At 58.9% G+C, this 21,631-nt stretch carries 24 protein-coding genes and 2 pseudogenes; 22 read left to right on the top strand and 4 right to left on the bottom strand.

The features are described from left to right. Positions 1 to 105: pseudogene (locus G7020_RS22535) on the top strand (IS5/IS1182 family transposase); the annotation flags it as partial. 436 nt (positions 106 to 541) lie between these two features. Here G7020_RS22535 and G7020_RS22530 read toward each other — a convergent pair. Continuing rightward, complete coding sequence (locus tag G7020_RS22530; RefSeq protein WP_181087105.1) at positions 542 to 787, bottom strand: hypothetical protein; 246 nt, start codon at positions 785 to 787, stop codon at positions 542 to 544. A 110-nt stretch (positions 788 to 897) separates the two neighbouring features. On the opposite strand from G7020_RS22530, the gene dinB reads away from it, so the two are divergent. The 20 genes from dinB to brnA all read left to right on the top strand — a co-directional run bounded on the left by dinB (position 898) and on the right by brnA (position 20,093). Beyond that, positions 898 to 1,953, top strand: a complete 1,056-nt coding sequence (gene dinB, locus G7020_RS22525) for a DNA polymerase IV (protein ID WP_181087109.1) — start codon at positions 898 to 900, stop codon at positions 1,951 to 1,953. A 339-nt stretch (positions 1,954 to 2,292) separates the two neighbouring features. Next, on the top strand, positions 2,293 to 3,213 hold the full coding sequence (locus tag G7020_RS22520; RefSeq protein WP_181087104.1) for an MSHA biogenesis protein MshI: 921 nt from the start codon (positions 2,293 to 2,295) through the stop codon (positions 3,211 to 3,213). Continuing rightward, positions 3,213 to 3,815, top strand: a complete 603-nt coding sequence (locus G7020_RS22515; RefSeq protein ID WP_181087103.1) for a PilN domain-containing protein — start codon at positions 3,213 to 3,215, stop codon at positions 3,813 to 3,815. The genes G7020_RS22520 and G7020_RS22515 overlap by 1 nt, the downstream gene beginning before the upstream one ends. Continuing rightward, positions 3,812 to 4,477 carry a type II secretion system protein GspM gene (gene gspM / locus G7020_RS22510; protein WP_181087102.1) on the top strand — a complete coding sequence of 222 codons (666 nt, stop codon included), beginning with the start codon at positions 3,812 to 3,814 and terminating at the stop codon, positions 4,475 to 4,477. The genes G7020_RS22515 and gspM overlap by 4 nt, the downstream gene beginning before the upstream one ends. Then, positions 4,470 to 4,802: a Type II secretory pathway component gene (locus tag G7020_RS22505; RefSeq protein WP_336509740.1), complete on the top strand. Its 333-nt coding sequence runs from the start codon at positions 4,470 to 4,472 to the stop codon at positions 4,800 to 4,802. Before gspM ends, G7020_RS22505 begins: the two co-directional genes overlap by 8 nt. Further along, entirely contained in the window at positions 4,799 to 6,490 is a 1,692-nt protein-coding gene (gene mshL / locus G7020_RS22500; protein WP_181087100.1) for a pilus (MSHA type) biogenesis protein MshL, read from the top strand. The genes G7020_RS22505 and mshL overlap by 4 nt, the downstream gene beginning before the upstream one ends. An 8-nt stretch (positions 6,491 to 6,498) precedes the next feature. Then, positions 6,499 to 7,431, top strand: a complete 933-nt coding sequence (locus tag G7020_RS22495) for an ExeA family protein (RefSeq protein ID WP_181087099.1) — start codon at positions 6,499 to 6,501, stop codon at positions 7,429 to 7,431. Further along, on the top strand, positions 7,428 to 8,807 hold the full coding sequence (locus G7020_RS22490; protein WP_181087098.1) for a tetratricopeptide repeat protein: 1,380 nt from the start codon (positions 7,428 to 7,430) through the stop codon (positions 8,805 to 8,807). Before G7020_RS22495 ends, G7020_RS22490 begins: the two co-directional genes overlap by 4 nt. Beyond that, a complete protein-coding gene (locus G7020_RS22485; RefSeq protein ID WP_181087097.1) occupies positions 8,804 to 10,528 on the top strand; it encodes a GspE/PulE family protein in 1,725 nt (574 codons plus the stop codon). The genes G7020_RS22490 and G7020_RS22485 overlap by 4 nt, the downstream gene beginning before the upstream one ends. Before the next feature lie 345 nt (positions 10,529 to 10,873). Beyond that, the gene (locus tag G7020_RS22480; RefSeq protein WP_181087096.1) at positions 10,874 to 12,109 is read left to right on the top strand and encodes a type II secretion system F family protein; all 1,236 of its coding nucleotides are present in this window, start codon (positions 10,874 to 10,876) and stop codon (positions 12,107 to 12,109) included. Then, positions 12,109 to 12,738: a prepilin-type N-terminal cleavage/methylation domain-containing protein gene (locus G7020_RS22475; protein WP_272872420.1), complete on the top strand. Its 630-nt coding sequence runs from the start codon at positions 12,109 to 12,111 to the stop codon at positions 12,736 to 12,738. Before G7020_RS22480 ends, G7020_RS22475 begins: the two co-directional genes overlap by 1 nt. Before the next feature lie 19 nt (positions 12,739 to 12,757). Next, on the top strand, positions 12,758 to 13,228 hold the full coding sequence (locus G7020_RS22470; RefSeq protein WP_181087095.1) for a pilin: 471 nt from the start codon (positions 12,758 to 12,760) through the stop codon (positions 13,226 to 13,228). Between the two features lie 173 nt (positions 13,229 to 13,401). Further along, entirely contained in the window at positions 13,402 to 13,920 is a 519-nt protein-coding gene (locus G7020_RS22465) for a pilus assembly FimT family protein (protein WP_181087094.1), read from the top strand. Then, on the top strand, positions 13,917 to 14,528 hold the full coding sequence (locus G7020_RS24265) for a type II secretion system protein (RefSeq protein ID WP_272872419.1): 612 nt from the start codon (positions 13,917 to 13,919) through the stop codon (positions 14,526 to 14,528). Before G7020_RS22465 ends, G7020_RS24265 begins: the two co-directional genes overlap by 4 nt. A 2-nt stretch (positions 14,529 to 14,530) precedes the next feature. Then, on the top strand, positions 14,531 to 14,974 hold the full coding sequence (locus G7020_RS22455) for a prepilin-type N-terminal cleavage/methylation domain-containing protein (protein ID WP_258189453.1): 444 nt from the start codon (positions 14,531 to 14,533) through the stop codon (positions 14,972 to 14,974). Beyond that, positions 14,974 to 15,831 carry a PilW family protein gene (locus G7020_RS22450; RefSeq protein WP_181087093.1) on the top strand — a complete coding sequence of 286 codons (858 nt, stop codon included), beginning with the start codon at positions 14,974 to 14,976 and terminating at the stop codon, positions 15,829 to 15,831. Before G7020_RS22455 ends, G7020_RS22450 begins: the two co-directional genes overlap by 1 nt. A 118-nt stretch (positions 15,832 to 15,949) precedes the next feature. Continuing rightward, positions 15,950 to 16,297 (top strand): pilus assembly protein MshP, encoded by a 348-nt coding sequence (locus G7020_RS22445; RefSeq protein ID WP_258189451.1) that lies wholly within the window; start codon positions 15,950 to 15,952, stop codon positions 16,295 to 16,297. Further along, positions 16,294 to 19,326 (top strand): DUF6701 domain-containing protein, encoded by a 3,033-nt coding sequence (locus G7020_RS22440; protein WP_181087091.1) that lies wholly within the window; start codon positions 16,294 to 16,296, stop codon positions 19,324 to 19,326. The genes G7020_RS22445 and G7020_RS22440 overlap by 4 nt, the downstream gene beginning before the upstream one ends. Before the next feature lie 271 nt (positions 19,327 to 19,597). Further along, positions 19,598 to 19,861: a BrnT family toxin gene (locus G7020_RS22435; protein ID WP_181087090.1), complete on the top strand. Its 264-nt coding sequence runs from the start codon at positions 19,598 to 19,600 to the stop codon at positions 19,859 to 19,861. Beyond that, on the top strand, positions 19,851 to 20,093 hold the full coding sequence (gene brnA / locus G7020_RS22430; RefSeq protein ID WP_181087089.1) for a type II toxin-antitoxin system BrnA family antitoxin: 243 nt from the start codon (positions 19,851 to 19,853) through the stop codon (positions 20,091 to 20,093). The genes G7020_RS22435 and brnA overlap by 11 nt, the downstream gene beginning before the upstream one ends. Before the next feature lie 186 nt (positions 20,094 to 20,279). Here the strand turns inward: brnA and G7020_RS22425 are convergent, their stop codons facing one another. From G7020_RS22425 to G7020_RS22415, 3 genes and pseudogenes are all read right to left on the bottom strand, one after another. Then, on the bottom strand, positions 20,280 to 20,651 hold the full coding sequence (locus tag G7020_RS22425; RefSeq protein WP_181087088.1) for a type II toxin-antitoxin system RelE/ParE family toxin: 372 nt from the start codon (positions 20,649 to 20,651) through the stop codon (positions 20,280 to 20,282). A gap of 2 nt (positions 20,652 to 20,653) precedes the next feature. Next, positions 20,654 to 20,929, bottom strand: coding sequence for a type II toxin-antitoxin system ParD family antitoxin (locus G7020_RS22420; RefSeq protein WP_181087087.1), 276 nt, complete (start codon positions 20,927 to 20,929; stop codon positions 20,654 to 20,656). A 126-nt stretch (positions 20,930 to 21,055) separates the two neighbouring features. Next, positions 21,056 to 21,442: pseudogene (locus tag G7020_RS22415) on the bottom strand (GlxA family transcriptional regulator); the annotation flags it as partial. Between the two features lie 81 nt (positions 21,443 to 21,523). On the opposite strand from G7020_RS22415, the gene tnpB reads away from it, so the two are divergent. Next, a partial coding sequence (gene tnpB, locus G7020_RS24400; RefSeq protein WP_423835686.1) for an IS66 family insertion sequence element accessory protein TnpB occupies positions 21,524 to 21,631 on the top strand: 108 nt, incomplete at its 3' end.

The following is a 21,631-nucleotide window of genomic DNA, read 5'->3' as shown; positions in this document are numbered from 1 at the left end:
TTGAAGGGGTTTCGGCGTATATTCTCTCGCTTCGAGAAGCTTGATGTGATGTTCATCGGATTCATCAACTTCGCGCTAATAGTTGACGGACTGAAGATGTGTTAACACGCCCTAATCCGACCTACAAAAGCCAAAAGCGGGCTCTGCGCTGTTATAGGTCGGGTCACGCCTTATCGACCCGACATGCGGGGTTGAGGTCGTTCGCGAGGATTTGCTGGACATCGTCGGATTACGCCTGCGGCTAATCCGACCTACAAAAGCCCAAAGCGGGCTCTGCGTTGTTGTAGGTCGGGTCACGCTTTACCGACCCGACGTGCGGAGCCGAGGTCGTTTGCGAGGATTTGTGCCGCACATCGTCGGATTACGCCTGCGGCTAATCCGACCTACAAAAGCCCAAAGCGGGCTCTGCGCTGTTGTAGGTCGGGTCACGCCTTATCGACCCGACATGCGGAGCCGAGGTCTTTCGCGAGGATTTGTGCCCCACATCGTCGGATTACGGCTAATCCGACCTACAAATTATTCGATCGCAGGCGGGCTTTTGCTAGCCGCCGGCCTCGGGGCGTTTCATGTCGCTTTCCTTGCGCTGTTTGGCATCTTCACGCCACTGCTCCTGTTTCAGCTTTTTCATGTGCTCACGCTTGGCCTCTTCACGGGCTTCGATATGGGGATTGGTAGCCTTGTTCTGCACGGGCCGTTCGGTTTGCATATCCTTGTCCTGAGTCTGCGCCAGGCTGGCGGTGCAGAACAGTGCGGCAAGAATCAGTGTTCCAGCATTCAGGATTTTCATGTGAACCTCCGATTGTTCCGTTTGCGGGTGGGGAAACCGCTCGACATCAGTATTGATGACATATCGCGTTTCTGCTTCGTTCCCTGTGGCTCGGCGCCGCAGTGAGCGATTTGCGCCCACGCAAGATCATTCATGTCGATTGCGACTGCTTCTATGCCGCCATCGAGATGCGTGACGACCCCGGTCTGGCCAGTCGGCCCATTGCAGTGGGTGGGTTGGCCGAGCGTCGTGGCGTCATCGCCACCTGCAACTACGAAGCGCGCGCCTATGGCGTGCGCTCGGCAATGGCGTCGGGGCATGCGCTCAAGCTCTGTCCCGACCTGCTGATCCTGCGTCCGCGCATGGAGGCCTACCGGGAAGCGTCGCGGGAAATCCACGGCATCTTTCGCACCTACACCGACCTGATCGAGCCGCTGTCTCTGGATGAGGCATTTCTCGATGTGACTGATTGCGAGCATTTTTCCGGCAGCGCCACGCGTATCGCCCAGGACATTCGTCGGCGCGTCTGGCAGCAGTTGCGCATCACGGTCTCGGCGGGCGTGGCGCCGAACAAGTTTCTCGCCAAGATCGCCAGTGACTGGAACAAGCCCGACGGCCTGTTCGTGGTCACGCCTGCTCAGGTCGATGACTTCGTCAGTGAGCTGCCGGTTGCCAGGCTGCATGGCGTCGGGCGTGTCACCGCCGAAAAATTGAACAAGAGGGGGATTCACACCTGTGCCGATCTGCGGGGCTGGAAGCGCCTGGAGTTGGTTCGCGATTTCGGTTCGTTCGGTGAACGCCTGTGGAGTCTGGCCCACGGCATCGATGAGCGCCCGGTGCAGGTCGACAGCCGGCGCCAGTCGGTGAGCGTCGAAAATACCTACGAGCGTGATCTGCCGGATCTCGCCGCGTGCCTCGAGCGACTCCCCGAGCTGCTTGAGCAGCTTGCCAAACGGATGGCGCGCCTCGACGGCAGCTATCGTCCCGGCAAGCCCTTCGTCAAACTCAAGTTCCATGATTTCACCCAGACCACGCTTGAGCAGTCCGGCGCGGGCCTGGAGCTGGAGGATTACGCCGATCTGCTCGCGGGTGCCTTTGCCCGTGGCAAGCGCCCGGTACGCCTGATCGGCGTAGGCGTGCGTCTGATCGATCTGCGTAGCGGTTTCGAGCAACTGCGGCTGTTCTGATGCCGTCGGTCGGCTTCCGGGTACGAACCTGACCATGCCGTATCTTTTGGTATGCCAGTTGCTCATGACCCGGTATAGAGCGGGTGGCGTCATATTTCGGTCGCGCTATGAATAAGGCCTGATCTTTGAGGTTTGTTTATTGGCGTTCTTAATTTGACGCTTTTATTACCTTATTCTTTATGTGCCAAATATTGGACTCTCTGGCACAATTTGCTAGATTCATGGCCATTCAGTAGCGTTTTGCCATTATTTCTGCTCAGGGATATCGGTCAGGGACAAGCCGGGATCCTGTTTTTCAATCTTCGTAGCAGTTTTCGTATTCGGCTGGAGAGCCTTCCGATGGGGTTGTCGTTCAAACGTCGCAAGCGCGTTGCAGCCGGTCTGCTCGGTATTGAAACCGGGCCGCACGGCATCGCCCTGGCACATATCCAGCGCGACGTCTCAGGTACGCCCCGGCTGTTGCGCTGTGAGTATCTTGAAGGTGCGCCGGCTACCCATGCCGAGCTGCTTCGGCAGACGGTCACCGAGCAGGGTCTGGGCGACATGCCGGTCAATCTGCTATTGCATCCTTCCTCCTATCAGATGTTCTTACTGGAGTCGCCCGAGGTTCCCGCCGAAGAACTGCGTGACGCCATGCGCTGGCGCGTCAAGGATCTGATCAGCGAGCCGCTCGACGACGTCGTCGTCGATTGCCTCTCCCTGCCCGAAGACGCCTACCGGGGCCGTACCCGCATGGTGTATTGCGTGGTGCTGCGCAAGGCGCGGATGAACGAGTTCGCCGAGCTGATTCGGCATGCCGGTCTGCACCTGGCGAGCATCGACATCACCGAGATGGCTTTCCGCAATCTGGGGCTGCTGGCGGGGGCCGAAGCCACCAACCTTGCCTTGCTCCGCCTGCGCACCAGTGAAGGCCTGATCAGCGTGCAGAATGGCGTCGATCTCTACATGGCACGGCGCATCGAGAATGGTCTGGCGCGTGCCGATCAGGATCGCTCCAGCATGGCGTTGGAAATCCAGCGCTCGCTCGACTACTACGAGAGCCAGTTGGGCAAAGGCTATATCAGCCGCGTGCTGTTGCTGCCGATGAAGCAGGACGGCGAGCGCACCCACCAGGCACTGAGCAGTGGTCTGGCAGTCAACCTGCAACGGCTCGACCTGCGCGAACTCTTTCCCGATCAGCCGGCTGCCGATCTGCCCGAGGCGGGCCAGGCCTTTTGCATCGGTGCAGTAGGCGCCGCCCTGCGCCAGGAAGCCGCCTGATGCAGAACATCAACCTTTATCAGCGTGAGCGGCGCCAGAAGGGCGGTCCGCGTCCACGGCAGATGCTGCAGATCGCCGTTCTGGCCGTTGTGCTGCTGGCCGCCCACGGCCTCTGGCAGGGCTGGCAGCTACATTTGGCAAGCGCTCGTGTGCTGCTTGCCGAGCAACAGGCCGCCCAGGCAGAGACCGAACTGAATGTGGCAAGGGCCGACTTCCGCGAGCCGACCCTGGACCCGCGCCTGCCGCAGCAACTGGCCGAGCAGGAAGCCGAGAACCGCGAGCTGCGCCGTCTGGCCGATCATCTGAAGCGCCTCGATGCGCAGCGCAGCACCGGTTTCGCGGCGCTGTTGCAAGGGCTGGCCGATCGGCATCCGCCGCAAGGGCTCTGGCTGACCGGGATCCGGCTGCACGCCGGTGGCGACGACATGGCGCTACAGGGCCTTACCCAGGACCAGGAATTGCTGCCGCTTTATCTGCGCAGCCTGGGACAGAGCAGCGCTTTCAGTGGGCGCAACTTCGCCCGTTTCGACCTGCAACGTGACGAGGAGCAGCTGCTGCGCTTCCAGTTGTCGTCCAGAGCGGGCGAGGAGGGAGAACGATGAACAAGCTTGTCCAGCGCTGGCAGGCCCTGGCGCCGCGCGAACAGTGGCTGAGCTTCGGCGTCGGTCTGGCGCTGTCGATCATGCTTTATGTGCTGTTGCTGGCCGAGCCGCTGGGGCTGCGGATCGCCGCCGAGAAAGGCCGCCAGCAGCAGGCGGAAGCCCGTCAGGTCGAGGCGAAGAACAGCCTGCAGGATATCCGCAGCCGATTGGCCGCCGACCCCAACCTGAGCTATCGGCAGGCGCTGAAGGCCGCACAGGCCAGCCGCGAGCAATTGCACCAGCGCATCGACTTGGAAACCAGCACCCTGGTCTCGCCGGAAAAGATGAAGGCCCTGTTGCAGGAGCTGCTGCGCAACCAGGCGAAACTCAAGCTGGTCGCGTTGCAAAGCTCCAGCGCGCCCCTGGAGCTGCCGGGCGCCGCTGCGCCAGCCGCGCAGGAGCAGCAAGCCTCGCCGGTGGTCTTCTATCGCCACGGCCTGCAGTTGACCCTCGAAGGCGGTTATTTCGATCTGCTGAGCTACCTCAAGGCCATCGAGGCCAGCGGCTGGCGGCTGCACTGGGATCGGCTGGATTATGAAGTGGGCGAAGATGGCCATGAGCGGGCGCGGGTCACCCTCGATCTGCACACCTTGAGTCGCGATGCGGGGTGGGTCGGTGTTTAAGCCAGTCATTCTTTTCACGGCTCTGGCGGCTGCCTTTGCCGCGGCGCCCGTGCATGCCATCGACCCCACCCGGCCACCCGCTGGCCGCATCAGTACCGAGGCTACCAGCGAATCCGCGGCGGCGCTGCGGCTGCAGGCAATCATGGTCACGTCCAAGAGCGCGCATGTCGTGATCAACGGCAAGCGCCTGAAGGTGGGCGACCGCCTCGGCGATATCCGCATTCTCGCCATCCGTCCGCATTCCATTCTGATCGACCGCGAAGGCAAGCGCGAAGAACTGCGCCTGAGCGCTCCCATCATCCACACGAGCCGTACCCCGTCATGATATCGACCCTGATGCCTCGCTTCGGCGTGTTGACTCTGTTCTGCCTGCTGGCCGCCTGTCAGACCTTCGAAGATGGCGACAAGCGACTCTACGAGCAAAGCAACCGCCTGTTCGAGGAAAGCCTGGAGCAGAGCCAGCAGAAAGTCGTGCCTCCGGCGGCGGTGCAGGCGGGCCTGATCCCACCGCTGCAGACCTTCAGTGGCAGCGCAGCCAGCAGCCCGCGCTTCGACGTCGCAGTCAGCGATATGCCGGCGCGCGAATTCTTCCTGAGCCTGGCCGACAGCGCCGGACAGAACCTGCTGGTGCACCCTGGCGTGACCGGGGAGATCACCTTCAGCCTGCGCAACGTCACCCTGGAAGAAACCCTGGCCGCCGTGCGCGACAGCTATGGCTACGACTACCGCCGTACCGCCTATGGCTATCAGATCCAGCCGAACCAGGCGATCACCCGCACCTATGACCTCAACTACCTCAACGTCCAGCGCCAGGGCATGACCGACACCCGCGTCAGCTCGGGGCAAGTCACCAGCAGTGACAACACCGGCGTGGGTGCTGCCGGCACGACCACCAGCAGTACCTCTTCGACGGTCAATGCCAGCCAGTTGCTGACCAGCAGCAATGTGGACTTCTGGACTGAAGTGCGTGCCGTGGTCGAGATGATGATCGGCAGCGAGGAGGGCAACCAGGTGGTGGTCAATCCCCAGGCCGGCCTGCTTGTCGTGCGCGCCTCCAGTGCTGACCAGCAGGCGGTGGAGCACTTCCTCGGCCAGGCGCAGCGCAATCTGCAGCGCCAGGTCATCCTGGAAACCAAGATTCTCGAAGTGAACCTGTCCGACGGCTTCCAGGCGGGGATCAACTGGAGTTTTCTGCAGGGCCAGAAAGGCATCGGCCTGGGCAGCTTCACCACTACCACCGGTAATAACGTGGCGGGCATCCTCGAAAACGGTATCAACGGAGTCGAGGTGCAGAGCGGCCTGCCGCGTGGCGTGAACATTCCCGGCATACCGCTGACCGGCCCCAATGGCGTGGGCGGTGTGTTCGGCGCCACCTTCGATTTCGGCAACTTCGAAGGGGTGGTGCAGTTGCTGGAAACCCAGGGTGATGTGCGCGTGCTCTCCAGCCCGCGGATTTCCACCCTGAATAACCAGAAGGCGGTGATCAAGGTCGGCACCGATGAATTCTTCGTCACCGACGTATCCACCACCACCACCTCGCTGGCTGGCGGCACCACCGCGCCGGACCTGGATATCACCTTGACGCCATTCTTCTCCGGCATTTCCCTGGACGTGACGCCGCAGATCGACGAGAACGATCAGGTCACACTGCACGTGAGACCCACCGTCAGCCGTGTGCAGGACCAGAACAAGAGCATCCAGCTGGGTGGCACCGACAACGTCTTCAACCTGCCGCTGGCGCTGTCCACCACGCGTCAGTCGGATTCCATCGTTCGCGCCCGCAGCGGCCAGGTGGTGGTGATCGGCGGCCTGCTGGAAAACCGCAACACCAACAACGACGCCAATTTGCCCTGGGCCTCGAAGCTGCCATTCGTGGGGCCGCTGTTCCAGCAGCAGCGCAAATCGCTGCAGCAGACCGAACTGGTCATCCTCATGCGCCCGCAGGTGGTCAACGATCAGGTCTGGCTGGATGAGCTGCGCAAGAGCGCAGAATCCTTCCGGTCCACAAGGTAACGGACGGTATGTACGAGGCATTTTTCGGACTGCGCGAGAAACCCTTCGCGCTCACGCCGAACACCGGCTTCCTGGTTCAGCTGGCGCCTTACCAGGCCTGCCTCAACCTGCTGCGCGTGGCGCTGGCCGAGGGTGAGGGCTTTATCAAGGTCACCGGCGAAGTCGGCACCGGCAAGACGCTGCTCTGCCGCGCGCTGCTCAACGAGCTGGACGCCGAACAGTATCAGGTCGCCTGGCTGCCCAACCCGACCCTGACGCCCATGACGCTGCGTCAGGCGCTGGCCCATGAGCTGCATATCGCCGATGTCGATGAGCTGGACAACCACGGTCTGCTCGCCGCGCTGCACACACGCCTGATCGAGCTGGCCGGGCAGGGCAAGAGCACCGTGCTGCTGATCGACGAAGCCCAGGCGCTGCCCACTGCCACCCTTGAAGCGCTGCGACTGCTGACCAATCTTGAAACCGAACACAGCAAGCTGCTGCAGGTGGTGCTGTTTGGCCAGCCGGAACTGGATGCGACCCTGGCGCGTGAGGACTTCCGCCAGTTGCGCCAGCGCATCACCTTTTCCTATTCCCTGCGTCCGCTGGATATCAGCGACGCCACGCGCTATCTGCAGGAGCGCCTGGCCGTGGCCGGCTACCGTGGCGAGCCGCTGTTCAAGACCGCGGCGGTGCGCCTGCTGGTGCGTGGCAGCGGCGGCATTCCGCGCCTGCTCAACATCCTGGCCAACAAGTCGCTGATGGTGGCGTTCGGCGAAGGTCGACGTCAGGTAAATGCCAGCCATGTTCGCCGCGCCCTGGACGATACCGAAGGCGCACGACCTTTCTGGCGTGTCGCCAGGGGCCGCTACGGCTGGCTGCTGGCCGGTGGTGCGCTGTCACTGGCCTTGCTTGTCGGTGCCTGGCCCTGGTTGCGCCAGTTCATGGAGGTGCTGCCGTGAGCCTGGTCAACGACATGCTGCGCGACCTCGAAAGCCGTCGCGCGGCGCCTGCCGAGCGTCAGCACCTGGGCGGCATCCATGCGGTGGACGAGGGCGGGGCGGCCCGCCGCCAGCGCAACGAGCGCCTGCGCCGCTGGGTCCTGGCGGGTACAACCGTGGTGGTGGTTGTGGTTGCACTGGCGCTGCTCGCCGGGCGGAATTTTTCTGTCGCCGAGGCCGAGCCCGAACATATCGCGGCCTTGGTCGAGCCAGTCGCCCCGCTAGCTGAAGCGACTCCCGCAACACAGCTGCTCGAAGTGCTGCCGCAGAACGATGGGCGGCGCTTCGTCCTGCAACTCTTGCTCGACCGTTCCCTCAGCTACCAGCGTACCGACGCCAGCGGCTCGGTCAGCTTTCGTCTGCAAGACGTGCAGCTTGCCGGTGAGGCACGCACGGGGCGTATCGAAAAGGAGGGGCAGAGCCTGTCCTGGCGCATCGAGGCGCACGGCAAGGATGTGCAGGTGCTGCTGATCGGCTTGGGTGACGCGCTGAGCGTGAGCGACCGCCTCGAATCGGCGGGCGACCGCTGGCAACTCTGGCTGGAAGTGCCTCTGAGCCAAAGCCGTGATGTGGCCGAACAGGCGACTCAGTTTCCGTTCGCCGAACCCGCCGAGCTGGACGAAGCGCAATTGCCTGACTGGGTGACCCGCGAGGCATCGCCGGCAGAGCCTTTCAGCGCTCCCGAGCCTGCCCGCGCTGCGCCGACACCCAAGGCAGCAGCCGAGCAGCCGGTCAGGACAGCGCCGAAACAGCTGAGCATCGGCAGCCACAAACCCGATTCCCTGACCGAGGCCCGACGGGCGCTGGAAAGCGGTGACCACCTGCAGGCCATCCGCCAGTTGCTGGCCCTGCACCAGGCGCAGCCGAACAACCCGCAGGTCAGCCTCTGGCTGGCGCGCGCCTATCTTGCGGCGGGGGATACTGCGGCGCTGCTCGCCTGGTTGCCGGCGCAGCTGCAGGCGCGTCCGTTCGATGCACAGCTGCGTGAATTGCTCGCCCGTGGCCAGTTGCAGATCGGCGATCTGACCGCAGCCGTCACCACGCTGCAACAGCACGTACCCGACCTGCAGAGCGACACTGACTATCACGCTCTGCTTGCCGCCCTCTACCAGCAGGTTGGTAACTGGGCCGCCAGTGCCGACAGCTATCGCCAACTGGTTGCGGTGCGACCGGCCCAGGGTGCCTGGCAACTGGGCCTGGCCATCGCGCTTGAGCAACTCGACCAATCCGCCATTGCCGCCCGCCATTACCGGCTGGCGCTGCAGGGGCAAGGCCTCGACGAAAATGCACGGCGTTTCGCCAGTGAACGGGCCGCTTCCCTTGGAGGAACGCCATGACTCAGGACAATCGCCAGCGCAAGGTGCGCCTGGGTGACCTGCTTGTGCAGGCCGGGCTGATCAGCGAAGAACAGCTGCAGCTCGCCCTGCAGGACCAGAAACGCACCGGCTCCAAGCTCGGGCGCACGGTACTCGACCTGGGCTTTATCGACGAAGTGCGGCTGCTCACGGCACTGTCCGAGCAACTGAAGATTCCCTTCGTCGAACTCAAGCACTACAAGTTCGACAACCAGTTGACCCAGAGCCTGCCCGAGGCCGTGGCGCGGCGGTTTCGCGTCATCGTCCTGTCGCGCCATGCCGATGGGTTGCTGGTGGGCATGTCCGATCCGCTCGACCTGTTCGCCCAGGATGAAATGGAGCGCCTGCTGGGCAAGCGCGTCTATCCGGCGGTGGTACGCGAGAGCGAACTGCTCGGCGCGCTCGACCAGCTCTACCGGCGTACCAGCGAAATCGCCTCGCTGGCCGGCGAACTGGAAGGCGAGCTGCAGGACAGCGACTTCGACCTCTCGCGCCTGGGCGCCGAGAGCAACAGCGACGCGCCGGTGGTGCGCCTGCTGCAGACCCTGTTCGAGGACGCCGTACAGATGAAGGCTTCGGACATCCACATCGAACCGGATGAAGGCCTGGTGCGCATCCGCCAGCGTATCGACGGTGTGCTCAATGAACAGGTGATGAAGGAGCATCGCGTCGCCTCGGCGCTGGTCATGCGCCTGAAGATCATGTCCGGTCTGGATATCTCGGAAAAGCGCCTGCCGCAGGACGGCCGTTTCAACATCCGTGTGAAGAACCGCAACCTCGACGTGCGGGTTTCCACCATGCCGGTGCAGTTCGGCGAATCGGTGGTGATGCGTCTGCTCGACCAGAGCGGCGCCATGTTCCAGCTCGAAGGCACCGGCATGCCGCCGGCCATGCTCGAACGCTTCCGCCGTCTGTTGCAGCGTCCGCATGGCATGGTGCTGGTCACCGGCCCCACCGGCTCGGGTAAAACCACCACGCTCTACGCCGGTCTGTCCGAGCTGAACAGCCCCGAGAAGAAGATCATCACCGTCGAAGACCCGGTGGAATACCGCCTGCCGCGCATCAACCAGGTGCAGGTCAACGCCAAGATCGAACTGACCTTCGCCCGCGTGCTGCGCGCCGCCCTGCGTCAGGACCCGGACATCGTCCTGGTCGGCGAGATCCGCGACCAGGAAACCGCCGAGATCGGCCTGCGCGCCGCGCTCACCGGCCACCTGGTGCTTTCCACGCTGCACACCAACGACGCCCTGACCTCGGCCATGCGCCTGATCGACATGGGTGTCGAGCCTTTCCTCGTCGCCACCGCGCTCAACGCCGTACTGGCCCAGCGCCTGATCCGTCGCGTATGCGAGAACTGCATCGGCGAGCACCAGCCCGACCCACGCCAGATCGTCTGGCTCGAAAGCCTCCATGGCGAATCCCTGGCCGGGGTGCGTTTCAAGCGTGGCAGCGGTTGCCACCATTGCCACAACAGCGGCTACAGCGGGCGGATCGGCGTGTATGAACTGCTCGAACTCGACGAGCCGATGATCGCCGCCCTGCGTCGTGGCGATCCCCAGGGCTTCGCCGAAGCCGCGCGCCAGCAACCGCACTACCGCCCGCTGGCCGCCAGCGCGCTGGACTATGCCATCGCCGGCGTTACCAGCGTCGAAGAAGTGCTCAAAGTCTGCGCCACCCTCGCCGACGATGAGGTGAGCACGTGATGCATACCCGGCACCTTACCGTCCCACATCGTCGGTTTACGCCTTCGGATCGTCGGATTACGCCTTCGGCTAATCCAACCTACGAAAGCTGCGCCCACAGGCAATCCGTAGGTCGGGTCACGCTTCACCGACCCGACGAGCGAGGCCAGGGCCATTCGCCGGGTTACGCCTGCATCTCGCATCGTCGGATTACGCCTTCGGCTAATCCAACCTACGAAAGCTGCGCCCACAGACAATCCGTAGGTCGGGTCACGCTTCACCGACCCGACGAGCGAGGCCAGGGCCGTTCGCCAACTTACGCCCCACATCCGGCGCTGGCCTGTGGCAACGAGGAGGCACGGGCCGATGCCTAGCTTCCGCTACACCGGTCGCAACGCCCAGGGCGCCAAGGTCAACGGCGCCCTCGAAGGCGCCACGGCGGACTCCGTGGCCGGCGAACTGCTGTCGCGGCAGATCACCCCCATCACCATCGAAGCCGAGCAGGTCCAGAGCGGCGACGACGCCCTGGCCACGCTGCGACAGAAATTGCGCCGCAAGCGCGTCGATCTCGACGAACTGATCATCTACACCCGCCAGATGTACAGCCTGACCAAGGCCGGCGTGCCGATCATCCGCGCCATCGGCGGCCTAGCCGAATCCAACCGCAACCTGTATTTCCGCGAAGTCCTGCAGGACGTGCGCACCAGCCTGGAAAGCGGTCTGTCCATGGCCGTGGCGCTCAACGCCCACCCCAAGGTCTTCAACAACCTGTTCGTCAGCATGATCAGCGTCGGCGAAAACACCGGCCAGCTCGATCAGGCCTTCAAGCAGCTTTCCGCTTATCTGGAGCTGGAGCGCGAGACCCGCAAGCGCATCAAGCAGGCCACTCGCTACCCGATCTTCGTGATGGTCGCCATGGGCGTGGCCCTGGCAGTGATCAACCTGCTGGTGATCCCGGCGTTCGCCAAGGTCTTCGCCCAGTTCCACGCCCAGCTGCCTTGGGCCACGCGCGTGCTGATCGGCACCTCCAACTTCATGCGCGACTGGTGGTGGCTGCTGTTGCTCGGCATCGTCGGCGGGCTCTACGCCTTCTTCAAATGGAGCGAGACCGATAGCGGCGAACTCAAGTGGGACCGCATCAAACTGCGTCTGCCCATCGTCGGCGGCATCTTCGAGCGCATCGCCCTGGCGCGCTTCACCCGCACCTTCGCCATGATGTACCGCGCCGGTGTGCCGTTGCTGCAAACCCTTTCCATCAACAGCGCCAGCGTCGGCAACCGCCATATCGGCCAGGCCATCCTCTCCATCCGCGAAAGCGTTGAACGTGGCGAAGCGCTGACCCGCTCGGCGCACAACTCTGGCCTGTTCACCCCGCTGGTGCTGCAGATGATGGCCGTTGGCGAAGAGACCGGCGCGCTGGACGACCTCTTCATCGAAGTGGCCGATTTCTACGAACAGGAAGTGGACTACGACCTCAAGCAGTTGGCCGACGCCATCGAACCCATCCTCATCGTCTGCATGGGCGTGATGGTGCTGGTCCTCGCACTGGGCGTGTTCCTGCCCATGTGGGAACTGGGCGGCGCGGCGCAGGGGAGGGGCTGATGAAACAGGGCGACGAAATGGCAACCAACATCAAGCGATTGCGCACGGCGATTGCAACGGCACGGCAAAACGAGGGCGACATGACGGCAAACCGACAATCAGGCAAGTACGGGCAGGCAGGCTTCACCATGATCGAGCTGGTCGTGGTCATCGCCATCCTCGGCATTCTCGCCGCCGTGGCACTGCCGCACTTCATAGACTCCGCCAAGGATGCCCACCGCTCCACCGTGCGCAGCGCCGGCGGCGCCTTCACCTCGGCGGTTTCAATGGTGCGCGGCCAGTATGAACTCAACCGCAACGGCGGCCACAACAGCTGCGTGGCCGGCAACTGCCAGATCGACGTGCTCGGTTATGGCAACGGCACCGTGGACGTCAACACCCTCGGCTGGCCCGTCGGCACCGAACGCAGCGGTAATCCCGGCGCCATCACCAACATGAGCCAGCAGGAATGCACGAACCTCTGGGCCAACTTGCTGCAAGCCTCGGCAGCCAGCGTCACCGGCGACAACCCCACCTTCCGCGCCGAGGCTCAGGGCCACCGCTGCCTCTATCGCTACACCCTTGATGGAAACAACGATTTCATCGAGTACAACAGCAACACCGGCGAAGTCGCCGTCACTTTTGAATAAGGCAAAAAGGAGCAACACCATGAAAAAGCAACAGAGCGGCTTCACCATGATCGAGTTGATTATGGTTATTGTGATCTTGGGGATTTTGGCGGCGTTTGCGTTGCCGAGGTTTGCGGATTTCGGAAAAGATGCGCGGGTAGCATCAATTAATGGTGCTTTGGGGGCGGTGAAATCTGCGGCAGCAATTGCTCATGCGAAGCAGCTTGCGAATGGTACCACGCCGGGGACTGCTGTTACTTTGGAGGGCGCCACTATTAATATGGTAAATGGTTATCCGCAAGCGACTGTAGATACTGCAGGCGCAACTACAGGAGGAATCATGGTTGCTGCTCAGTTGAGTGCGGAGTATGAGGGGGCGGGTGGCGGAGCAGCGGATGAAATTCTAACTATTCAACTGAAAGATAACGCCGGCTGCTCTTTCACCTACCAAGTTCCCGCCACTGCTGGCACCGCTCCGGTATATGGAACTGTAGTTACCACTGGTTGCTAAGCACTGTAGGGCGGGTGCAACCCGCCGATGCCTGAAGCCCGCTGCGGCCGTTGGCTGGCGGGTTTCACCTGCCCTACGCTGCACCGCAACCCGGCTTCTGGTCGGGTTGCCACAAATTTCCGGAGACGGGTCGATTACCGCCTCCAACCCGCTTCTATAAGAAGGGCAGGCCAATGGTTGAACAACGCGGTTTTACAATCGTTGAGTTGATCATGGTGATCGTGATCCTCGGCATTATTTCCGCCGTGGCCCTCCCGCGTTTTTTCGATCGCAATACCTTCGATGAGCGCTTTTATTTCGAAGAGGTTCTTTCGTCTGTTCGCTATGCGCAGAAATTGGCGGTGGCGAGTGGATGCCGTATTCAAGTTAGCCAGGATTCATCGTCTGGAAAGATTTTTCTGCATCGCGCTGATAATTGTGATGCTGATGATCCACAATATAAGGGAAAGGTAATTGGTCCTGATGGACAGTCCTACTCTGGTGAAACTGACGAAGAAGACTCTGATCAAGGACCAGGCCCTTCTGCTATTAATGGCTTCCCCTTTGTATTCAGCTCACTAGGTTGCATTTACGATAGCGTTAATGACAGATGCGCTACAGATACAGAAGCTACTCGCGTCAGAGTAAAGGTAGGAAACCAGTTTACTTTCAAGGTCCACGCCGCCACCGGCTTTATCGAGGTGGTCCGATGACAATCAAACCCCGTAGGGTGGATGACGCTTCACCCATCCACCAACGCACCAACCACCGAAGTCGCAGCGGAAAACGCTGTGCGGTTCTCCACGGGATGGCCATCCACCCTGCGCAAAGGGCTGGCCAAATGGCCAGACAAAACGGCTTCACCCTGATCGAACTGATCATGGTTATCGTCATCCTCGGCATACTCTCCGCCTTTGCACTTCCGCGCTTTTTCGACGTTTCCGCCGACGCCCGTGCCGCAAGGGTCAATGCCGGTTTGGGTGCGGCTCGCAGCGCGCTGGCAATCGTCAATGCCAAGGCCCGCCTATCGAACATCGGCATGGGCGAAGTGGCACAGGAACTGACGCTGCAAGATAAGAAGATATCCGTGAAATTCGGCTACCCCGAACAGCCTTTTTCACTGCTGATCGCCGCCGGCATGGAGACAGATTTCGACGGCGCAGGTGCTGATGGCATCGTGCACAAAAACACCCACGACTTGGGCTCGGGCCGTTGTGGCTTCCGCTATATCGCACCGACCGCCGCCGGCGAAGCACCCCGTTTCGAGCCCTGGCCCGGCAGCAGCCTGCCCGTCACCGCTGCCGACTGCAGAAGGAACTGACCATGCCGCCGCTTGCAGCCCCCCGGCAACCCAACCGTTCCCGCAAGCAACACGGCATGACCCTCGTCGAACTGGTCATCACCATCGTCATCATCGGCATCGCCGCCGCCGCGCTCTTCAGCGCCATGGCCTCCATCACCGCCCGCTCCGCCGACCCGATGTTGCGGCAGCAGAGTTTGTATATCGCAGAGGCTTATCTGGAGACGTTGCTGGTTGTTGACTTGACCAATAATCCCCCCTTGATTCCGGCTGTCGAAGCTCTGCCCCATGGCATCGATAATGAGCCGATTCTAGAGCTGTCCGGTTACAGGGTGACGGTTGTTTTGGATAACAGCGCTAAATTGGGACCTTCAGGTGAACAAGTCGATGCAACCCGCATTGATGTTTCCGTCAAAGACCCATCAGGGCAAGTACTGACCCTGACCGGATACAGGACGGACTATTGATGAAGGCTTCCTTCTACAAAAGCTACCGCCAGTCTGGTTTCACCCTGGTCGAACTCATCATGGTCATCGCTTTGGCCGGAATCGTCGCGGTAATGATCACCACCGTCATGTCCCGCCCCTTGCAAGGCTTCGCCGACCAAAGCCGCCGCGCCGAACTCACCGACCTCGCCGCCATGGCGCTCAATCGCATGGCGCGGGATATACGGTTGGCGGTGCCGAATTCTGTAAAAAACGAAGAGGGTTGTTTGCCGGGTAACTGCACGACTCTGGAGTTTCTCCAAATTAGTGAAGCGGGGCGCTATAGAGGAAATCAATCCGAGCGCTTTGATCCACCACGTTGCCCTGGTTCAGGTGATTGCTTAATACCTGTCCTTAGTCCTCCACTGGATATAAAAAAGGCTAAGTGGATGGTGATCTACAACACGAATAAAGAAGTTTGGTCACCACCTAGCTCTGCAGGTCAGGCTGTAATAACACCAAGTGATGCTGAAGTTATATTAGGGGATTGCCCACCAGGTGATGACGCTGGGCTGCAATGCTTGGAGCTGAAGGAGGCGGGAGAGTTTTCTTTCAAATCCCCATCTCCAGCACATCGCTTCTATTTGTCAGATGGAGCTATCAGATATAGGTGCGGTGCTGATGGTAGTGGTGCCTATAAGCTTTATCGGGCTGTTTCTGAAGATCTCAAAACATACAGCGGAGAAAGCACGGTGGTGGACTCGGTAACACGCTGCTCATTATCCTATGAGACCAGCACCAACACCCGTAACGGCCTCGTCACCCTGCATTTATCGCTAACCAAGGGGGGAGAAACCGTCTCTCTCTTGCAACAGGTCCACGTAGACAATGCGCCCTGACCCCAAAGCCCCCCGTAGGAGCGGGCCATGCCCGCGAATCCGGACGACGCAAAAGCTTCGCGGGCACGGCCCGCTCCTACAAGGCAGCAAACAACACGGCTTCGGCCTCGTCGCCGCAATGTTCCTTATCATCGTCATCACCGGCGCAATCGCCGCCATGTGGCGTATATCCACTACTCAAACAGCTACCAGCAGCCTGGCCCTGCAACAAGCCCGCGCCTACCAGGCGGCGAGGGCGGGGTTGGAGTGGGGAATAGCTAAAGCATTGAGTGATAAAGATTGTTTCCTAGATACAATTTTTACACCAGAGGGCTTTGTCGCAGAGCTTAAAGTTGAAGTAACCTGCGACCTGTCAGAAGTTGAAGAGATAACTTTCTATACCCTTGAAAGTAAGGCCGAATACTCCTCGGTCGGTAGTCCCGATTACACCTATCGGAAAATAACTGCAGTGGTGGAGCAGCCATGAAATACTACGCTAAAAGCTTGGTATGGATAGGATTGGTAGCCTTGCTTAAATGCCAGGTTGCAAATGCAGCAGTCCACAATATCAGTCAGGGTCAGTTGCCAATTTGCAATAATTGGAACAATAGCTGGTCTATCAGTGGTAGCACGTATACATGCAGCGCCTCGGTCAGTTTTGTGGCTGGAGATGAATATGTTGCGAATTCACCCATAACATTGCGGGCGGATGCAGGTATTACCTTGTCTGGTAATAAAGTAGGGACTGTAACGAGCCCTATCACTCTGCAAACCACCTACGGTACGTTGAATGCCACCGTTGGTAGTAGTGTGGTTTATGGCAACCTGAGTACTGGGAGCGGTGCCCTAACCTTGACGGGAGTCTCACTGACTGGAAATATTCAAACCAGCGCTAAGTTGACCATTACACAGTCTGCTATTAATGGAAATGTAAGCGGTACTGGAGAGGGAGTTATTAGTGGCAGCAGTGTTAGTGGAGCGGTAAGCTTTGGGAATGGTTTTACCGGCTCTGATACAACCTTTGCTAGCAGCGTCTCTAGCACCGTCATCAGTCTGAAAAATGGCTCTGTTTCCGGTTCTATCACCGGCACTAATATTACTCTCAACGGTACGAATGTAGATGGGAAGGTGACTGGTACCGGTACCGGAAGCTTTACCAATCTCACGATAGGCAACAGTGTCAGCATGACTAACGGCCTTATCGCTACCAATACAGTATTTTCTTCCACGCTCACCTCCACGAATGGCGCAGTTACTTTGTTCGGTGGCTTGGTTACGGGGTTGGTTAATGTTTCCTGCTGCAAAGTAACCGTTTCACAAGGTGCGACGATATCCAACGGAATTGTTGCGGGAAACAACGGTATTGATATCAGGGATAGCACCGTTACAGGGGACCTGAAGGCAGGTAATAACCCGATTGTGATGGTTAATGTCAATATGACTTCGGGAACCATAAGCCCAGGCAATAATAGCCTTACCATTACAGGTGGGACAGTTACTGCTGATGTGACTAATGCTCACCGGGTATTTATAAATGATAACGCGGTTGTAACCGGCGACGTGCTCGCTCGCTATGAGGTCAGTGTTAGTGATAGTAAAGTCATAGGTGATATCGCAACGGTGGTGGGGCATGACGGGTTGCATCATGTATATCTGAATAATTCAGAGGTATATGGAAATGTTACCGTCCGGGATGACTGGGGCACGATTAATGGTGATGAGTCAAGTAGAATATATGGAGTCTGCACTTATAAAATGGTTGACCCTATCTCTCTATGTGAGGCGGGAGGTGGCCCAGGCCCGATTGATCCGGTTGAGTGCGATATTTCCTTAGAAGTAGGGCCAATGATTGCGGGTAAATCTCATATTGCTAAGGTTATTGCTTTGGATGAGCCTGTTTCATGTAAAGTGCCTTCCAGTCTAAATATTCTGTTCGACTACAAGGAGCGGGATGGTCTGTACCATAATCCTGTGACAATTGTGGTTAATGGTAAACATATAGAGGAGGGTAAGTCTGAGGAAATTAAGGATGTTGAGTGGGAGGAAAAGGAAGCAGAGCTGGCTATCGAGTATAAGGAGGCGGGTAAACTATACTTGGCAGTGCTTGATGCGCATGATGAAGTGTTGGACTTTAAAGAGTTTGTTTCTTCGCCAGCAGGTATTTGCATTAGTTCGGAGAAGTTCTGTTCAATGGGCGACGGCAATTGCCAGCGTTTCCGAGCTGTAGGAGAGAATTTTGAGATAACGATAACTCCGGTAGCCTTTAAGAGTGGTGATGTTTGTGCAGCCTCTGATGTAACGAAAAACTATCGGAGAATAGGCTTGGAGATTGAGCCGTATGTAGTGGCGCCAAGTGAGGATGAAGGTGGTGAAAGAGGCATCTTGCTTGAGCCCGAAGGGGGTAATTACGATCATTTGGCAACGGGCGATCCTAATGAATGGCAGGGCTCGATAACCCAAAATGTAGCTCTTTCTGAGGTGGGAGTGTTTAGTTTGCATATTAAAGAACATTCTTACCTTGGCTTTACCGTACCTGCCATTGAGTCGAAACCGATCGGTCGATTTTATCCGACTCATTTGAAAGTCGAGGGGGCTGGCGCGTTAATTGCGGGTTGTGGAAATTTTAGTTATCAGGATCAGTTAGTTGAAATTGATGATCGGCTGACATTGGGTATCACCGGCTATGGTCGCAAACCAAATGGTGAGGAGTACCCAACTAAAAATTACGACCATGACGACTTTTGGGGGTTTAAAAATCGGCCCACTGAAATTTGGATGGCGGAATATCGTGACCTAGACATATCTCGTCTTTTTTTGGATGATGATGCCGTTATTGAAAGTGGTCAGAATAATTCTGATGGTAAGCGTACCTACACTTGGACTGCTAAGCAGCTGAGCTATGAGCGTAGCTCTCTGCCAACTGTTGATGATCTTCCCTTTTCTATACGTCAGAGCTTCTCTGCGGCAGAGTTGACCGACGACAAGGATGACGTTTGCTACGACCTTGGAGCGGGTTGCCAGGGCTTCGAACGGACCATTACGAACAGCGAAATCCGCCTCGGTCGGGTTCGTAGTGAAAACAAGATCGAACCTGCGGAGAAACAAACTAAAGTACCGTTGGTGCTGGAGCATTGGTACGGTAATGGATGGGTGCCGCAAGAAGACGAATGCACTGAGTTAATAGTGCCCGCTGAGAATGAAGATCCTATTTTATATAGTGATGGTGTTACTGCAGCAAGTGTTGGTTCTTGGATGGCTAATAAGGAAGTTACCGTGACGGTAACTGAGCCGCTTAAGCCGGAAGGCAGCGTTTGGTTAAGGCGTTTCCTTGAACAAGCTAGTTCGCCAACTACGTGGCTCTGCCAGAAGCGTTCGATGGAAGAAGCACCTCTGGGTGGTGTGTGTAGCTATTTGGACGATGCTGGTCCAGCTGAGATTCGCAGCTCCGCTACCTTCGGCATCTACAAAGGTCCCACACCCCTCATCTTCCGTCGTGAGCTTTATCGCGGAATGTGACGGGTACTGACGAAAGCCTCAAAACCTGGGTTAAGCAAACTGTCTTTGCAACACACTCACCTGATAACGCGTGCTTCGTCCGCCACCGGGTAGTCTCTCGATGCGAAGAGACAAGGGGACAGATTTATTTAATGAGGCCCCAATGAGGGTGCAGAAGGTCATCTATCCCTGGCTCGTCAACATTCTGCTAATCCATTCTGGCCGCATTGGCTGGGCTGGCCTACTCCTGCCATACCTTGCAGCATGAGTAAAAAAGGAATAATTTCAACTCATGGATGAATTCGAGTTCGATGAAGCAAAAAGCCAGGCCAATCTGCAGAAGCACGGCATTGATTTTGTGGCTGCCCAAGGGCTGTGGAAAGATCCGTACTTACTGGGGATCCGCGCGAAATCAGAGGATGAGCAGCGGTTCTTGCTGGTAGGCAAGATCGGCGCGAAGCACTGGTCGGCTGTCGTCACCTACAGGGAAGGTCGTATTCGCCTGATTTCAGTCAGGCGCTCCCGCAAGCAGGAGGTAGAGTTTTATGAAGGCTAAAGACTTCGATAAAAAATTTGATGCAGGCGAGGAAGACCTCGTCGATGACCTGGATCTGACCTCGGCTCGTCGCGTTAATCTGGAGCAAAAACGAATCAACGTCGATTTTCCGGCTTGGGTGGTGGAGTCGCTGGATCGTGAGGCGGCTCGCATTGGTGTTACCCGCCAGTCCATCATCAAGGTGTGGTTGGTCGAACGCCTTCAGGCAGAGTCTGCCAGCAAGCCGCTCTGATCGTTCTCTCGCTTCGCCCGCGAAGCAAGCGAAGGCCATCTGGAAATACTGACGGGGCAGGGCAGATTGCCGTGGCCAGTAAAGTGACCTTCACGCAGCTAATCCAGACTATGCGTATTGCGCCTGGGCAATCATCGATATCGATGTGATCAAGTATGGGCGTAATCGATCCATGGGCCTCGCCTTTTACCCATTCCCTTTTGGGTCTTTTGCCCCTGAAGCCAAATGGTGCTGCAATTCCATTGCATCGTGCAGGATACGCACGATCTCCAGTACCTGATCGGTGTGCTGGTATATGACCATGTGGCGGGGGCGAGCAACGCGACCTGCAGGAGAGCTGTTGCGGTAGTAGACGAGATGCAGGCTACGAAGCCCCGATGCAAGCTCTTCGCGGGCAACGCTGCCTGCTTGTTCGGGGTTGTTGGATAACGATCTGAAGGCGGTCTGCAAGAGGCTTTGGTATCGCTGGCGAGCTGGCCTGCCGAACTTTCTTTCGGTGTAGCTCAGGATATCCATGATGTCGGTGCGTGCGGCCTGGGAGAACCGTGTTGGCCGCATGCTCAGTGGTTTCCTGCCGAGTTGCCGAGTTGCTCCAGGTAATCTTCCAGCTCATCAGGTTGCACTTCATCGTAATCGCCGGTTTCCAACTGCATGAGACCACTTGCGACGGCGTTGCGCAGGGCTTCGAGCTTGGCTGCTTCCATGGCCTCGCGCTCAAGTAACAGGCGCAGGCCGGCTCGGATGACTTCGCTGCGGTTTTGGTAGCGCCCAGAGCTGACGAGATTGTCCACGGACTGCTCCAATGGAGCGGGAAGAACGACGTTGTGGGTTGCCATGGCGATGATCTCGTGCGAATGGTCGGCATGGCGATTTATGCCATACGACTTGTTGAATAGCAAAGTTAGCGAAGGGACTGGTGGTGTCAGCCGAGACGACATTTCAGATGGTTCACACGATCCTGCCTACGAAACCCCACTGAAACGCCGCCGATATTCGCTGGGCGTGAGGCCGACGATGCGGGTGAAGACCTTTCGAAAAGCGCCAGGGTCGCCATAGCCGACCTCCCAGGCGACCCGCTCGATAGGCAGCTGGCTCGCCTGGAGCATTTCCCGCGCCCGGCCCACGCGCAGGCGTTGGCAATATTCGGTGGTGGTCATGCCGGTGGCTTTCTGGAAGCGGCGCAGGAAGGTACGCACCTCCATGCCGGCGCGTTGGGCCAGGTCGGGGAGGGCGATGTGCCTGGCGCCGGTCTCCTGCAGCCAGTTCTGCACGGCCAGCACGGCCTGGTCGCCGTGGGCCAGGCGTGGGGCGAAGGCGCTGTAGTAACGCTGCTGGCGTCCCGGTGGATCGTATCCGCTCCATAAACCCCACCTACCCATAGCCTGCTGATCATTGGATGCTGAGCTCCCGCTTTCACCGGAGTTCATCCCATGATGCGTCCCGACGCCAAGGTGCAGAAGGTCTATCTCTACCCAAAACCCGTCGACTTCCGCAAATCCATCAACGGCTTGGCCGCTCTGGTCGAGTTGGACATCAAG

This window comes from Stutzerimonas stutzeri (assembly GCF_013522825.1).
Classification (GTDB): domain Bacteria; phylum Pseudomonadota; class Gammaproteobacteria; order Pseudomonadales; family Pseudomonadaceae; genus Stutzerimonas; species Stutzerimonas stutzeri_AK.
This window is presented reverse-complemented; position numbering and strand designations above follow the sequence as displayed.

What these genes read in the sequence shown, in the direction of transcription:
- G7020_RS22530 (WP_181087105.1), bottom strand. Translation starts at nt 787, where the DNA reads ATGAAAATCCTGAATGCTGGAACACTGATTCTTGCCGCACTGTTCTGC.
- G7020_RS22520 (WP_181087104.1), top strand. Translation starts at nt 2,293, where the DNA reads ATGGGGTTGTCGTTCAAACGTCGCAAGCGCGTTGCAGCCGGTCTGCTC.
- G7020_RS22515 (WP_181087103.1), top strand. Translation starts at nt 3,213, where the DNA reads ATGCAGAACATCAACCTTTATCAGCGTGAGCGGCGCCAGAAGGGCGGT.
- gspM (WP_181087102.1), top strand. Translation starts at nt 3,812, where the DNA reads ATGAACAAGCTTGTCCAGCGCTGGCAGGCCCTGGCGCCGCGCGAACAG.
- mshL (WP_181087100.1), top strand. Translation starts at nt 4,799, where the DNA reads ATGATATCGACCCTGATGCCTCGCTTCGGCGTGTTGACTCTGTTCTGC.
- G7020_RS22495 (WP_181087099.1), top strand. Translation starts at nt 6,499, where the DNA reads ATGTACGAGGCATTTTTCGGACTGCGCGAGAAACCCTTCGCGCTCACG.
- G7020_RS22485 (WP_181087097.1), top strand. Translation starts at nt 8,804, where the DNA reads ATGACTCAGGACAATCGCCAGCGCAAGGTGCGCCTGGGTGACCTGCTT.
- G7020_RS22480 (WP_181087096.1), top strand. Translation starts at nt 10,874, where the DNA reads ATGCCTAGCTTCCGCTACACCGGTCGCAACGCCCAGGGCGCCAAGGTC.
- G7020_RS22475 (WP_272872420.1), top strand. Translation starts at nt 12,109, where the DNA reads ATGAAACAGGGCGACGAAATGGCAACCAACATCAAGCGATTGCGCACG.
- G7020_RS22470 (WP_181087095.1), top strand. Translation starts at nt 12,758, where the DNA reads ATGAAAAAGCAACAGAGCGGCTTCACCATGATCGAGTTGATTATGGTT.
- G7020_RS22465 (WP_181087094.1), top strand. Translation starts at nt 13,402, where the DNA reads ATGGTTGAACAACGCGGTTTTACAATCGTTGAGTTGATCATGGTGATC.
- G7020_RS24265 (WP_272872419.1), top strand. Translation starts at nt 13,917, where the DNA reads ATGACAATCAAACCCCGTAGGGTGGATGACGCTTCACCCATCCACCAA.
- G7020_RS22455 (WP_258189453.1), top strand. Translation starts at nt 14,531, where the DNA reads ATGCCGCCGCTTGCAGCCCCCCGGCAACCCAACCGTTCCCGCAAGCAA.
- G7020_RS22450 (WP_181087093.1), top strand. Translation starts at nt 14,974, where the DNA reads ATGAAGGCTTCCTTCTACAAAAGCTACCGCCAGTCTGGTTTCACCCTG.
- G7020_RS22445 (WP_258189451.1), top strand. Translation starts at nt 15,950, where the DNA reads ATGTTCCTTATCATCGTCATCACCGGCGCAATCGCCGCCATGTGGCGT.
- G7020_RS22440 (WP_181087091.1), top strand. Translation starts at nt 16,294, where the DNA reads ATGAAATACTACGCTAAAAGCTTGGTATGGATAGGATTGGTAGCCTTG.
- G7020_RS22435 (WP_181087090.1), top strand. Translation starts at nt 19,598, where the DNA reads ATGGATGAATTCGAGTTCGATGAAGCAAAAAGCCAGGCCAATCTGCAG.
- brnA (WP_181087089.1), top strand. Translation starts at nt 19,851, where the DNA reads ATGAAGGCTAAAGACTTCGATAAAAAATTTGATGCAGGCGAGGAAGAC.
- G7020_RS22425 (WP_181087088.1), bottom strand. Translation starts at nt 20,651, where the DNA reads ATGCGGCCAACACGGTTCTCCCAGGCCGCACGCACCGACATCATGGAT.
- G7020_RS22420 (WP_181087087.1), bottom strand. Translation starts at nt 20,929, where the DNA reads ATGGCAACCCACAACGTCGTTCTTCCCGCTCCATTGGAGCAGTCCGTG.